Below are 13,401 nucleotides of genomic sequence, written 5' to 3' on the forward strand. Positions count from 1 at the left end.
TCCATCCTGTCACGCGGTGATCAGCCGCGGGTCTGCCGCGCGACGTCCTGCACCACGTCGGTGAGTTTGCCGGTGCGCTCGAACACCGCGCGTTGGCGTGCCGCGCCGCTGCCGTGCCGACGCAGGCCGCCCAGGAGGTCGGTCACCTCGGCCCAGTCGCCGTGCTGCTCCAGCGCCGGACGCATCCGCTCCACGAACCGGTCCAACAGCTCCCAGGTTGGGCGTAGTTCACCGTTCGTGACGTCGACGGCCTCGCCTTCCAGGCCGTCATGGGCGGCTCGCCAGTGCGCCCCGACCAGCAGGTGGTGGTCGGTCTGCAACGCTGGCCGGTCGGACTCCACATCCGCCATGGCGGTGGCCACCAGCGCCCGGACCAGCGCGGCGACCAGCACCGCGTCGTCCACCGACGGGCAGACGTCGCCGATCCGCAGCTCAACGGTCGGGTACTTCGCCGACAGCCGGGCGTACCAGTAGAGCATTCCCTCGTCGAGCATCACCCCGCTGGAGATCAACTGCCGGATCAGCCGCTGGTAGTGCTCGTGCGACTCCAGAAACGGCGTCGGCGCCACAGACGGCCAACGCTCCCACTCCACCGAGCGCCAACTCGCGTAGCCGGTGTCCTCGCCCCGGGAGAACGGCGAGTTGGTGGTGACGGCGTGCAGCATCGGCAGCCACGGCCGTACGTGGTTGAGCACCTGCACGCCGGTGTCCGGGTCGGGCACCCCCACGTGCACGTGCATGCCGTTGTTGCCGGGGCCGGGAACGAGCAGCCGGAACCGCTCGATCATCCGGTCGAAGCGGGGCTTGTCCACCACCGGTGGCACCGGGCCGTCCACCGGGCCGGTGCCGATGGCGAGCAGGCGTACGCCGGCCCGCTCGGCGGCGTCGGAGAGCGCCCGACGCAGGACGCCGAGGGAGTGCCGGATCGACGAGAGTTCCAGGCCGGGCGGGCTGCCGATCTCGATCTGACTGGTCTGGAACTCCCGCTCCACCTGTCCGCGAAGTTCGGCCGGCACCTGCTCCATGACCAGGTCCACGGCCGGAACCGCAGCCCCGGTGTGCGGGTCGACGAGCAGGAACTCCTCCTCGACACCCACGGTGAGCAACCCGGTCGCCGCAGCCATGTCGCTGGGCGCCTCTGCCACCTGACCCGTCATCACATCACCCGTCCGTTTCCACCGTTCGCGGTCCGTCCGCGTCGGTCCGCCGTTGGTTACCCAACGTGGCGATGCCGGGAAACGTGGCGGCGACACGTCGTACTCGGAGCGGGCCGCAGGATTCGGCTGGGCGACGTGACAGCGGGTCCTATGCTGAGCCCGTGCCGGTGCTGCTGGGCTTTTTCGGGGTCGCGTGGATGTCCGCGTTCGCCCAGCTCACAGTGCTCGCGGGCCGACCGGTCGACCTGCTCGCCGGCGCCGCGTTGACCGCCCTGGTGCTGCTCGCCGTGGTGCTGGCGGCCCGGGTGCATGACCGGGCGGGCCCACCCGGTGCCGGGCCCCGGTGGGCCGGCCTGCGGGCCCGCTCCCGAAGTCGCCGAATGCCCCGCCAGATCGACCCCGATGCCGCCGGTCGGCCTCGTCCCCGCGCTCCGGGACACCCCTCGGCCGCGTAGCGTCTCGCCGCCGCGCGGCCGATCCCGCCGTCACCGGCCCCCCTTGCTGAGCGGATGCCGCCCAGGGGAGGGCCTCACCGGAATCGGACCGAGGGGTTTCCCATGCTTGCCTTCGCACCACTGCACGACGCTGTCGCCGCTGCCGGCAGCGCGCTGTCCTGGCTCACCGAGCTGCTCGAACCACTGGCCGGCGGTGCGGCGACCGCCGCCGCGATCGTGCTCTTCACCATCGCCGTCCGCCTGCTGATCTCGCCGCTGACGGTCGCGCAGGTCCGCGGCGAGCGGCGCCGCGCGGCGCTCGCCCCACAGGTGCGTGACCTTCAGCAGCGGTACGCCGACGACCCGGCGACGCTTCAGCGCGAGGTGTTCACGTTGTACCGCGAGGCCGGCGCGAACCCGATCGCCGGCTGTCTGCCGTTGCTCATCCAGGCGCCGTTCCTGCTGGTGCTGTACCGGTTGTTCAGCACCAGTGAGGGCGGCACCGGGTTGCTGGACGAGCGGTTGGCCGGCGTGCCACTGGGTCACCATCTCACCGAGGGGCTGGCCGGTGCGGCCGGACCGCTGTTCGGCGTACTGCTGGTGGTGTTGTTGGCGGTGGCCTGGTGGTCGTCGCGGCGGGCCCGTCGGGCGTCGGCGGCGGTGGGCACGGTGGCCGGTACGCCGACCGAGGGGCCGGGGGCGGCCACGCTCGGCCGGCTGCTGCCCCTGCTGCCGTTCACGACAGTGCTGGTGGCGCTGGTGCTGCCGCTCGCCGCGGTGATCTACCTGGTGACCACTAGCGTGTGGTCGGCCCTCGAACAGGCGGTACTCCGGCGACCCCAGGCGGTTCCGTCGCCGGCTGACCGGTAACGCGATCAGCGACCGGCGGTCACCGACCGCCGGTCGTCGCGGTTCCGACGCTTACGAACCTTACGGATCACCCAGCTGGCGACCATCACGGCGAAGACCGCGACGATCGCGTAGTTGAACCAGTCGCTGTAGCGCTCGACGTCCTGCCAACGGCTCCCGAGCCCGTAGCCGGCTCCCACGATGAGACCGTTCCACACCCCGCTGCCGATGGTGGTGAGCAGGATGAACTCACCCAGCGGCATCCGGTTGGCTCCGGCCGGCACGGAGACCAGGCTGCGGACCACCGGCACCACCCGACCGATCAGCACCGCCCACCGACCGTGCCGCTCGAACCACTTGTCGGCCTTCTCCAGGTCGTCGCGGTCCACCAACGGGATGTGGTCCAACCAGCGCTTGAGCCGTTCCTCGCCCAGCGCCGCGCCCAGCCAGTAGAGCACCAACGCGCCGACCAGCGAGCCGACAGTCGCGGCCAGCACCACGAGGAAGACGTTGAACTTGCCCTCGTGCGCCAGGAAGCCTGCGAGCGCCAGCACGATCTCGCTGGGGATCGGCGGAACGATGCTCTCCAGCGCCACCAGCAGCGCCACGCCGACCGGGCCCATCACCTCGATCACCGAGGCCACCCAGCCGGTCAACCCGGTGAACCCGGACGGGTCGCCAGCCTGGGCGTACGCCATGGTCGTCCTTCCGGTCGGCTCTCGGGGATCGGATGGTCATACCCAGCCGGGCCCGAGCTACACCTGCGCTCAGTGCTCCGGGTGCAGCGCGGTGTCCGCCGGCCCCTGCCTCCAGCCGGTGAACACCACTGTCAGACCGGCGCGGGACGGCGCGCAGCAGAACGGGCCGGCCATGGCCTCGGCCGTCGGGTCCAGCGGGGCGAGGCGGACCAGTCGCCACGGCTCGTCGTCGACCCGGGCGCGGACGGTCAGCGCGTCGCCGGCCCGGCTGACCCGGACGGTCACCTCCCGGCCCGCCCACTCCGGCACCGGCCCCACCGACCAGTCGGAGAACTCCCGGGTCACCACCGCGCCGAGCTGCACCTCGCCGTCGCTGATCTCCACACCGGCCTTGGTCCAGGTCCGTTCGTCGACCCGGACGAACGCACCGGCCTGGTCGAACTGCGCCGAGAAGTCGAGCCGGAAGCTCACCTCCATGGCGGTGCCCACCGGCAGCGGTGCCAGCAGGGCCGGGCCGTTGTCGTGCACGAAGCCGTAGCTGGTCCGCCGCCAGAAGTCGCTGTCGGCGGCCGGCTCGACGACCAGCTCGCCGGCCGGGCCCTCCTCGACGCGTACCGGCGGGTGCAGCCAGCTACCCCGGGACCAGTCCAACAGTTCGCTCGGCGGTACGAGGTCGTTCTCCATGACCGGCACGGTAACCAACGCCGCCCGCCGCCCGCCCGCCCGCCGGACGGGTTTGCCGCGGCGGTCGATCGGAGATGTTCCTCCGGCATGGGTGACCGTTGGTATTCCGAAGCCGTCGTCTACTGCCTCGACATCGACACGTACGCCGACTCCGACGGCGACGGGGTCGGTGACATCCGTGGGTTGATCGGGAGGCTGGACTACCTGGCCCGACTCGGGGTGACCTGCCTGTGGCTGCACCCCATCCACCCGTCGCCCAACCGTGACGACGGCTACGACGCCACCGACTTCTACAACGTGGACCCGCGCTTCGGCACCCTGGGCGACTTCGCCGAGCTGCTGCACCAGGCGCAGAACCGGGGCATCCGCGTGATCATCGACCTGGTGGTCAACCACACCTCCGACGAACACCCGTGGTTCCAGTCCGCCCGCTCGTCGCCGGACTCGCCGTACCGGGACTGGTACGTCTGGTCCGACAGCGAGCCGGACGACCGGCACCAGGGCATGGTCTTCCCCGGCGAGCAGGACGAGACCTGGAGTTACGACCGGACCGCCAAGGCGTGGTTCTATCACCGGTTCTACAAGTTCCAGCCGGACCTCAACTTCGCCAATCCGCAGGTCCGCGACGAGATCAAGAAGATCATGTCGTTCTGGCTCCAGCTCGGCGTCTCCGGCTTCCGGATGGACGCGGTGCCGTTCATCATCGAGCTGACCGAGCCGGGCAACCCGAACTCCCCGAAGGACTTCGAGTTCCTCACCGAGATGCGCCAGCACGTCCAGTGGCGCCGCGGTGACGCCGTCCTGCTGGCCGAGGCGAACGTCGAGCCGGACCAGCTACCGACGTTCTTCGGCGACGCCAGCGGTTCCGGCAACCGCATCCACATGCTCTTCGACTTCATGCTCAACGGTCGACTCATGCTGTCCCTGGCCCGGCAGGACCCGGAATCGTTGATCGACGCGCTGCACGACACCCCGAAGCTGCCGGTCGGCGGGCAGTGGGCCACCTTCCTGCGCAACCACGACGAGATCGACCTGTCCCGGCTGACCACCGAACAGCGCAACCAGGTGTACGCGGAGTTCGGCCCGGACGAGAACATGCGCATCTACGACCGGGGCATCCGTCGCCGGCTCGCCCCGATGCTCGGCAACGACCGGCGGCGCATCGAGCTGGCGTACGCCCTCCAGTTCTCGATGCGCGGCACGCCGGTGCTGCGCTACGGCGAGGAGATCGGGATGGGCGAGGACCTGTCGCTGCGGGGTCGGGACGCGATCCGTACCCCGATGCAGTGGTCGTACCAGCCCAATGCCGGCTTCTCCACGGCGGACCCGGAGAAGCTGGTCCGCCCGGTGATCGAGAAGGGCGAGTTCGGCTACCAGAACGTCAACGTCACCGCCCAGCGGGGCGACCCGAAGTCCCTGCTCGCCTGGTTCGAGCGCATGATCCGTACGCTGCGGGAGGCACCGGAGATCGGCTCCGGCTCGACCAGCCACATCGACGTGCCGGTGCCGCCGGGCGTGCTGACGCACCGGGCGGACGGGCCGACCGGGACGATGGTCTTCGTGCACAACCTGGGCACCGACGACGTCGAGGTGGACCTGAGCAGCCTCGAACCGGAGGCCGACCTGCCGATCGACGTGCTCGCCGACCGCGGCTACGGAGAGCTGGGCAAGCTCGGCGCGGTGAAGGTCTCCGGCTACGGATACCGGTGGATTCGCCTATGCCGAGGGTCGGCCTGTTGACGTTAAGCTCCTCCGATCGACCCCACGTTACCGGGAGGTAATCATGTCGGAGGAGTCCCGCGTCGCCATCGTCACCGGAGCCGCACGCGGCATCGGCGCGGCCACCGCCCGACGGTTGGCCGCCGACGGAATGGCCGTCGCCGTGGTCGACATCGAGGAGGCGGCCACCAAGGAGACGGTGGACGCCATCGCCGCCGAGGGCGGCCGGGCGCTCGGGGTGGGCGCCGACGTGTCCGACCGGGACCAGGTCGAGGCGGCGGTGAGCCGGATCGCCGCCGAGCTGGGCGCGCCCACCGTGCTGGTCAACAATGCCGGTGTGCTCCGCGACAACCTGCTGTTCAAGATGACCAACGCCGACTGGGACACGGTGATGGGGGTGCACCTGCGCGGCGCGTTCCTGTTCAGCCAGGCGGCCCAGAAGCACATGGTGGACCGGAAGTGGGGGCGGATCGTCAACCTCTCCAGCACCTCCGCGCTGGGCAACCGGGGCCAGGCGAACTACGCCGCCGCCAAGGCCGGCCTACAGGGCTTCACCAAGACGCTCGCCATCGAGCTGGGGCCGTTCGGGGTGACAGTGAACGCCGTCGCACCCGGCTTCATCGTCACCGACATGACCGCGGCCACCGCCGCCCGGATGAAGGTCGACTTCGACGACTTCCAGAAGCACGCCGCCGCCGAGATCCCGGTCCGTCGCCCGGGCCGGCCGGAGGACGTCGCGCACACCATCTCGTTCCTGGCGAGCGAGGGCGCGGGCTTCGTCTCCGGTCAGGTCATCTACGTCGCGGGCGGCCCACGGGACTGACCCGTACTCCCGACGAGGGCGCTCCGGCAGGTAGGCCGGCGCCCTCGTCGCCGGGCGGGTCAGGCGGGCGCGCGGTGGTCAGGCCGGTGCGCGGCGGGTGCGCCAGAGCCAGATCAGGCCGAGCACCGGCAGCACCAGCGGGATGTAGCCGTACCCGCTGCCGAACTGCGACCAGACCGTCTCGTCCGGGAAGAGCTCCCTGTCGACCAGGCTCAGGATGCCGACCGCGACCACCCCGACCAGCTCCACGGAGCAGCACGCCAGCGCGACCCGTCGGCCGGTGTGCCCGGCGCGGGCCAGCCCCACCGCCGCCACGATGTAGATGAGCGCGGCCACCCCGGAGAGCAGATACGCCACCGGTGCCTCGTCGAACTTGGTGGCGAGTTGCAGACCCGCCCGACTCGTCGCCGCGATGGCGAAGAGCAGGTAGACCGCGATCAGCAGCCGACCCGGGCCGGAGTTCGTACGCCGGGGGGCCGGTCCTGTCTCAACCACCGAGCACCTCCCAGGTCTGCTGCAACCGGACCACCACCACCGGGGCCACCAGGCAGACCGCGCACACGATCGCCGAGCCCCAGCGGGTCGGTTCCATCCGGGCCAGCACCCAGGCCAGTGGTGGCAGGCACACCAGCGTGACCAGGTAGCCGAAGAAGGCGCCGGGCTCGCCGGGCCGATCCCCGCCGCCGACCGCGACGAGCGCCAGCACGCTCAACACCAGCAACGCCACTTCGAGTACGGCCAGACCGACGAACTGCACCCGGTCCGGCGGCCGGTGGCGTACCGCCGCCACCAGCGCCCACACCGCCACGAGCAGTGACAGCACGATCGGCACTGTCGCGACGATCCCATCCACCGGCGAGTCGGCGCCCACGCTGGTCACCGGAACCACCCGGTCGTTGCCTCGGTCACCGGCACAGCCTACTAACCGTCGTAGTAAAGGGATGCCCTGCCTCTCCGCGTGTGACGCGCGCCTGTCGCTGTGGCCGCAGCCCCCGGTCCCAACGCCGTTCGGGTGGGCGTCAGTCGTGCCCTTGCAGCCAGTAGACGGAGACGGCAAGGAGCGGATCCGGTCCGTCGTTCCGGATCTGGTGCGGCACAGTGCTGTCGAACGCCACGACGTCTCCGGCCCGCAGGACGCTGGCCTGGTCGGCGAAGGTCACGGTTCCGGTTCCGGCCACGATGATCCACACCTCACGAGACCGGTGGACGTCGAGATCGTTGGACGTGTTCGGGGCCACCGACCAGCGCGCAACCTCGAACGGAGCGGGCGCCGTTGACGGAAACGGCAGCAGCGCGCGGTGCACGGGGCCACCCTCGGTGAAGTCGTACCAGTGGTCGAAGGTCACGACACCGCTGGTCGTCGCTGGATTCGTGCTCGGCATGTCCTCGAGACTGCCTCGCCGTACCTGGGGTGTCTGGCGGCATTCGGACCTGACGTCACCGAGAGCGGAAACGGCGGTGGGCTGCTTCGATTGGTCGAACCCGCCGCCGTCATGACCGCCGGGGAGACTAGCGTGGATCACGTCCGTGGCGTTGCCATGGTGCGGGGAAAACAGCGGAGGTACACGTGCTGCGGTTCGGCTTGTTCGGCACCGGTCACTGGGCGATCGAGACGCACGGGAAGGCGCTGCACGCACATCCCGACGCCGAGTTGGTCGGGGTGTGGGGGCGCAACCCGGAGCGAGCGTCAGCGCTTGCCGAGCGGTACGGGGTGCCTGCCTACGCCGACGTCGACGCGCTGATCGAGCAGTGCGAGGCGATCGCCGTCGCCCTGCCGCCGGACATCCAGGCCGACATCGCGGTCCGGGCCGCCCGCGCCGGCCGGCACCTGCTGCTGGACAAGCCGCTGGCGCTCAGCGTGGCCGACGCCGACCGCGTCGTGGCCGCCGCCGACGAGTCCGGGGTCGCCTCGGTCGTCTTCTTCACCCAGCGGTTCCAGCCGAACGTGACAGCGTTCCTCGCCGCCACCGCCGCCGCCGGGGGCTGGCAGCACGGCCGGACCACCGCGTTCGCGTCGATCTTTCATGAGGGCAGCCCGTACGGCGGCTCGTTGTGGCGTCGCGAGCACGGGGCACTCTGGGACATCGCCCCGCACGCCCTCTCGATCCTCCTGCCGGTGCTGGGCCGGGTGACGCAGGTGGCGGCGATGGACGGCCCGAACGGGATGGTGCACCTGCTGCTCACCCACGAGGGGGGTGCCACGAGCAGCGCCTCACTCTCCCTGGATGCCCCGACCGAGTCGATGGCCCGGGAGTTCGTGTTCTACGGCGAAAACGGCGTCGAGAACGTCCCGTTCGGCGAGAACGACGCCGCCACCGCGTTCGGCGTCGCCATCGACCAGCTCGTCGAGCAGGTGCGGGCCGGCAGCCGGGACCACCGCTGCGACGTCCGCTTCGGCCGTGAGGTCGTCACCATCCTCGCCGCCGCCGAAACCGCCCGAACAGAAGCCCGCACAATCCCCCTCCCGTAACCCCACCCCCGGTGATCATGAAGTTAGCGGCGCGACACGCCGTGCGGGACGGCGATAACCTCATGATCACCGAGGTCAGGTGGGGGTGGTCAGGGCGGCGTTCAACTCGTCGGGGGAGTTGAACTGCTCGGGTGGTAGGGCCTGCAGCATCTGCAGCATCGCTGTGCTGGCCCCGTTCTCCTGACCCCAGCGGACCAGGTCCTCCCGGGAGACCGGGTAGTCGAGCCCGGCCAGGTACTCCTGCAACTGAACCCCGGTGACGGTCATGTCGGCCGGCTACCCGCTCGCGGTGGCCGTACACCGGTCGGGTTGGCACCCACGACGGCCCGGCGGCCGGCGTGTCGGCCCGCGACGCGCCCACGGTTTGCCGCAGCGGCGGCCGGGTAGCCGCTGGCATGCTGGTTCAGCGGCTCGGCGCGCCGAGCGATTTCGACCCGTTGCTGGAGCGCGTTCGGAACGCCCGGGTGGTGATGATCGGTGAGTCCACCCACGGCAGTTACGACTACTACCGGCTGCGGGAGCAGCTCACCCGCCGGCTGATCGCGGAGTGCGGCTTCTCCTTCGTCGCCGTGGAGGGTGACTGGCCCGACTGCGATCGGGTGCACCGCTCCGTGACGGCGGCACCGGGTGGCGCGCTCCAACCCCAGCTCGCGCTCGACCAGTTTGAGCGGTGGCCGACCTGGATGTGGGCCAATGCCGAGGTGGCCCGGTTCGCCAGCTGGCTGCGGGCCTGGAACGTGGAGCGGCCGGAGGAGCAACGGGCCGGGTTCCACGGTCTCGACGTGTACAGCCTCTGGGAGTCGATGCAGGCGATCTTCGACTACCTGGGGGAGGAGGACCCGAAGTCGCTGGAGGCGGCGCAGGACGCCTACCGGTGTTTCGAGCCGTACGGCAAGAGGGCCGAGGAGTACGGCGCGGCCAGCCGGTTCGTCTCCGCCCGCTGCGAGGAGGAGGTCGTCCGGTTGCTCGCCCGGACCCGCGAACACGCCCTCTCGGACGGCCCGGATCGCTTCTCCGCCTGGCAGAACGCGGAGGTGGTGGCCGGCGCTGAGCGGTACTACCGGGCGATGGTGGCCGGCGGGCCGGACTCGTGGAACATCCGCGACACCCACATGCAGGACACCCTGGACCGGCTGCTGGACCGCTACGGCCCGGAGGCCCGGGGCATCGTCTGGGCGCACAACACGCACGTCGGGGACGCGCGGGCCACCGACATGGCCGCCGACGGGATGGTCAACATCGGTCAGTTGGCCCGGGAGCGGCACGGCGAGGACGCGGTGGCCCTGGTCGGCTTCGGCAGCTACCGGGGCACGGTGATCGCCGCACCCCGCTGGGGTTCGCCGCCGGAGGCGATGGTGGTGCCGCCGGCTCGGGAGGGGTCGATCGAGCGGCGCCTGCACGAGCTGATGCCGGAGCGGGCGGTGCTGATCTTCGGCGGCGACGACCAGCCGGGCTGGGTCACCGACACCGTGGACCACCGGGCGATCGGGGTCGTCTACGACCCGTCGTTCGAGTCCTGGGGCAACTACGTGCCGACGCGGCTCGGCGACCGGTACGACGCCTTCATCTGGTGCGACGACACGACCGCTCTGCACCCGCTACCGGTGCCGGCCGCCTCCGGCGAGATGGAAACGTACCCGGCCGGGGTCTGACCCGGACCCGGTCGCGCCGATCATGGAGTTGTGGTGCCGGACCAACGCCCCGAAGTGGGGCACGGCAGACACCACAACTCCTTGATCGACCGGGTGGGCGTCAGACCCTCGTGGGGGTCCGCTCCTCCAGGTGTTCGCGCAGGCCCTCGCCCTCGATGTCCACGTTGGGCAGGGCGCGGTCGAGCCAGCGGGGGAGCCACCAGGCACGGTCGCCGAGCAGCGACATCACCGCCGGGACGATGGTCATCCGGACCACGAACGCGTCGATGGCCACGCCGATGGCGAGCGCGAAGCCCATCGACTTGATGATCGGGTCGTTGAGGAACACGAAGCCACCGAAGACGGACATCATGATCAGCGCGGCGGCGGTGACCACCCGGGCACCGTGGCCCATGCCGCTGATCGTGGCCTCACGCGCGGTGTCGCCGTGCACGAAGTCCTCCCGCATCCGTGAGACCAGGAACACCTCGTAGTCCATGGCCAGCCCGAACAGGATGCCGATCAGCAGGATGGGCAGGAAGCTGACCAGCGGGGCCGGGCTGTCCAGGCCGACCAGGTCGGCGAGGTGGCCCTGCTGGAAGATCGCCACCGTGATGCCGAACGTGGCGGCCACGGTGAGCAGGAAGCCCAGCGCCGCCTTGAGCGGCACCAGCAGCGAGCGGAACACCAGCATCAGCAGCAGCACCGAGAGCCCGACGACCAGCAGCAGGTAGATCGGCAGTGCGTCGGAGAGCTTCTCCGAGACGTCGATTCCGATCGCCGTGGCGCCGGTGAGCAGCACCTCGGCGCCCTTGACCCCACCGACCGCGTCGCGGACGTCGTGCACCAGGGTCTCGGTGGCCTCGTCGGTCGGGCCGGTCTTCGGCACCACGCCGAGCAGCGCGGTCCGACCGTCCGGACTCAGCTGCGGTGGCGCCACCGCGAGGACGTTCTCGGTGCGCTGGATCATCGCGGTCACCTGCGGCACCGCGGCGGCGGTCGCCTGCGCGTCGTCGCCCGCCACGACCACCGCGAGACGGCCGGTGAAGCCGGGGCCGAAGCCCTCGGTGGTGAGGTCGCTCGCCACCCGGGCCGGGGAGCCCACCGTCGCCGTGCTGGCGTCCGGCAGGGCCAGCCGCATGTCCGGCGTGGGCAGCGCGAGCAGGCCCAGGCCGAGCAACGAGACCAGGATGACCGGCACCCGGAAGCGGATGACGAACCGTGCCCAGCGGAAGCCGAACCCGGAGCGGTCCTCGACCGGCAGCGTCTCTTCGCCCACCGGCTCACCTGGGGCGGCGGAGCCGACCGTGGAGCGCAGCCGGCGCGGGAGCACCCGGTTGCCGGCGAAGCCGAGCAGTGCGGGCTGGAGGGTGATCGCCACGAGCACGGCGATGGTGACCGTACCGGCGGCGGCGAGACCCATCACGGTGAGGAACGGGATGTTCACCACGGCCAAACCGGCGAGGGCGATGACCACTGTGGCGCCCGCGAAGACGACTGCCGAGCCGGCGGTACCCACGGCCCGGCCGACCGCCTCCTCCGGGGGCAGGCCTTCGAGCAGGTTCTGTCGGTGCCGGGAGGTGATGAACAACGAGTAGTCGATGCCGACGGCGAGACCGAGCATCAGCGCCAGGATCGGCGCGGTGCTGGTCAACTCGATGACACCGCTCAGCGCGAACAGGCCGGCCATGCCGACGCCCACGCCGATCAGCGCGTTGAGCATCGTCATGCCGGCGGCGACAAGGGAACCGAACGTGATGATCAGGACGATCGCGGCGACCAGGACGCCGAGCGCCTCGGTGGAGCCGATCTCCGGCTCACCACCCAGAACCTCGCCCCCCGGGGCGACCTGCCAACCCTTCGCCTCGGCGGCGGTGCCGACCTCCTCGTACGCGGTGCGCTGCTCGTCGGTCACCTCGTCGCCGCCGGTGGCGAACTGCACCTGGACCAGTGCGTACCGGCCGTTGGGTGAGACCGCGCCGACCTGGAACGGGTTGACCGCGCCGACCACGCCGGGCAGTGTCGAGGCCTCCTGGACCAACTCCTGCACCACGGCCTGGCCCTCGGGCGTGGCCAGTTGGCCGTCGGCGGGCGCCTTGACAGCGATGGTGCCGGTGGCGCCGCTGGCTGAGGGGAACTGGTCGGCCAGCAGGTCGAGCGCGCGCTGGCTCTCGGTGCCGGGCATCGTGAAGTTGCTCGCCGTCGGGCCGCGCAGGGTCGCCGCGGCCAGGCCGGCGACGACGAGTACGACGAGCCAGAGCGCGACGACGAGCCGTCGCCGGCGCAACGCGCCCCGGCCGAGCCGGTAGAGCAGGGTGGCCATCAGGAGTCCTTGTCCTCGGTCGTGGGTGGATGGGGCAGGGGTGCGTCGACGGGTTCGACGGCCCGTCGGGCGAGGGTGAGCAGGGCGTGGCGCAGCTCGTCGTCGGGGATGTCGGCGAACTCGGCGCACGCCTCGGAGATGCCGGCGAGCAGCACCAGCGCGGCGATCCGGGCCGCCGGCCGGTCGGAGTGCCCGGCCAACGCGTCCCGCAGCCGGTCGGAGATCTCCTGAATGTGCGCGAAGGCCGGCTGGCACAGCAGCTCCGGGAACTCGCCGCGCAGTACGGCGATCTCCTGCCGGAACCGGACCGCGAGGTCGACGAAGCCCTGTGCGGCGACCTCCTGGGCGGCTGCGCCGGTCAGGCCGTTGAGCTGGTCGTCGAGGCTGCGGAGCACCTCGATCGCGGGGGCCATCAGCTCGGCGAGCAGGGCTTCCTTGTTGGCGAAGTGGTAGAGCACCGTGGCCTTGGAGCAGCCGACCTCCCGGGCGATGTCCTGCAGGGAGGTGCCCCGGTAGCCGGTCACCGTGAACTGCCGCGCCGCTGCGGCGAGGATCTCGCCGTGTGTGTCGGGTACCGCTCTGACCATGCCCGGTCCACCTCCCGCAGACCAGC

The 13,401-nt window shown here is 71.0% G+C and carries 15 protein-coding genes; 6 read left to right on the top strand and 9 right to left on the bottom strand.

Annotated elements, in window-relative coordinates:
- Positions 1-20 precede the first annotated feature (20 nt).
- Positions 21-1,157: a glutamate--cysteine ligase gene (locus tag OH804_RS33495; RefSeq protein ID WP_196919540.1), complete on the bottom strand. Its 1,137-nt coding sequence runs from the start codon at positions 1,155-1,157 to the stop codon at positions 21-23.
- Positions 1,158-1,318: 161 nt separating this feature from the next.
- Between OH804_RS33495 and OH804_RS33500 the strand changes: the two genes are divergently transcribed.
- A complete protein-coding gene (locus OH804_RS33500) occupies positions 1,319-1,612 on the top strand; it encodes a DUF6412 domain-containing protein (RefSeq protein WP_307788508.1) in 294 nt (97 codons plus the stop codon).
- Between the two features lie 102 nt (positions 1,613-1,714).
- Complete coding sequence (locus OH804_RS33505) at positions 1,715-2,461, top strand: YidC/Oxa1 family membrane protein insertase (RefSeq protein WP_406061663.1); 747 nt, start codon at positions 1,715-1,717, stop codon at positions 2,459-2,461.
- 5 nt (positions 2,462-2,466) lie between these two features.
- On the opposite strand, the gene OH804_RS33510 is transcribed toward OH804_RS33505, so the two are convergent.
- On the bottom strand, positions 2,467-3,138 hold the full coding sequence (locus OH804_RS33510) for a DedA family protein (RefSeq protein ID WP_406061665.1): 672 nt from the start codon (positions 3,136-3,138) through the stop codon (positions 2,467-2,469).
- Positions 3,139-3,207: 69 nt separating this feature from the next.
- Positions 3,208-3,822: a DUF1349 domain-containing protein gene (locus tag OH804_RS33515; protein WP_406061667.1), complete on the bottom strand. Its 615-nt coding sequence runs from the start codon at positions 3,820-3,822 to the stop codon at positions 3,208-3,210.
- 87 nt (positions 3,823-3,909) lie between these two features.
- Here OH804_RS33515 and OH804_RS33520 point away from each other — a divergent pair, with 87 nt between their 5' ends.
- Positions 3,910-5,562 (top strand): alpha-amylase family protein, encoded by a 1,653-nt coding sequence (locus OH804_RS33520; RefSeq protein WP_406061669.1) that lies wholly within the window; start codon positions 3,910-3,912, stop codon positions 5,560-5,562.
- Positions 5,563-5,605: 43 nt separating this feature from the next.
- The gene (gene fabG / locus OH804_RS33525) at positions 5,606-6,364 is read left to right on the top strand and encodes a 3-oxoacyl-ACP reductase FabG (protein ID WP_196919533.1); all 759 of its coding nucleotides are present in this window, start codon (positions 5,606-5,608) and stop codon (positions 6,362-6,364) included.
- A gap of 78 nt (positions 6,365-6,442) precedes the next feature.
- Here fabG and OH804_RS33530 read toward each other — a convergent pair whose 3' ends face one another.
- The 3 genes from OH804_RS33530 to OH804_RS33540 form a co-directional block, all read right to left on the bottom strand.
- Positions 6,443-6,859 (bottom strand): hypothetical protein, encoded by a 417-nt coding sequence (locus OH804_RS33530; protein ID WP_196919532.1) that lies wholly within the window; start codon positions 6,857-6,859, stop codon positions 6,443-6,445.
- The gene (locus OH804_RS33535; protein WP_181518429.1) at positions 6,852-7,244 is read right to left on the bottom strand and encodes a hypothetical protein; all 393 of its coding nucleotides are present in this window, start codon (positions 7,242-7,244) and stop codon (positions 6,852-6,854) included. The genes OH804_RS33530 and OH804_RS33535 overlap by 8 nt, the downstream gene beginning before the upstream one ends.
- Before the next feature lie 139 nt (positions 7,245-7,383).
- Entirely contained in the window at positions 7,384-7,746 is a 363-nt protein-coding gene (locus tag OH804_RS33540; RefSeq protein ID WP_406061672.1) for a cupin domain-containing protein, read from the bottom strand.
- A 185-nt stretch (positions 7,747-7,931) separates the two neighbouring features.
- On the opposite strand from OH804_RS33540, the gene OH804_RS33545 reads away from it, so the two are divergent.
- Positions 7,932-8,834, top strand: coding sequence for a Gfo/Idh/MocA family protein (locus OH804_RS33545; RefSeq protein ID WP_406061674.1), 903 nt, complete (start codon positions 7,932-7,934; stop codon positions 8,832-8,834).
- A 75-nt stretch (positions 8,835-8,909) separates the two neighbouring features.
- Here OH804_RS33545 and OH804_RS33550 read toward each other — a convergent pair whose 3' ends face one another.
- Complete coding sequence (locus OH804_RS33550) at positions 8,910-9,101, bottom strand: DUF2795 domain-containing protein (protein ID WP_196919526.1); 192 nt, start codon at positions 9,099-9,101, stop codon at positions 8,910-8,912.
- A 128-nt stretch (positions 9,102-9,229) separates the two neighbouring features.
- Between OH804_RS33550 and OH804_RS33555 the strand changes: the two genes are divergently transcribed.
- On the top strand, positions 9,230-10,486 hold the full coding sequence (locus OH804_RS33555; protein WP_406061677.1) for an erythromycin esterase family protein: 1,257 nt from the start codon (positions 9,230-9,232) through the stop codon (positions 10,484-10,486).
- A 100-nt stretch (positions 10,487-10,586) separates the two neighbouring features.
- Here the strand turns inward: OH804_RS33555 and OH804_RS33560 are convergent, their stop codons facing one another.
- Positions 10,587-12,788 carry an MMPL family transporter gene (locus OH804_RS33560; RefSeq protein WP_406061679.1) on the bottom strand — a complete coding sequence of 734 codons (2,202 nt, stop codon included), beginning with the start codon at positions 12,786-12,788 and terminating at the stop codon, positions 10,587-10,589.
- Positions 12,788-13,375, bottom strand: coding sequence for a TetR/AcrR family transcriptional regulator (locus OH804_RS33565; RefSeq protein ID WP_406061681.1), 588 nt, complete (start codon positions 13,373-13,375; stop codon positions 12,788-12,790). The genes OH804_RS33560 and OH804_RS33565 overlap by 1 nt, the downstream gene beginning before the upstream one ends.
- Positions 13,376-13,401: the final 26 nt, after the last annotated feature.

It is taken from the genome of Micromonospora sp. NBC_00860, assembly GCF_045207375.1.
Classification (GTDB): Bacteria; Actinomycetota; Actinomycetes; order Mycobacteriales; family Micromonosporaceae; genus Micromonospora; species Micromonospora vinacea.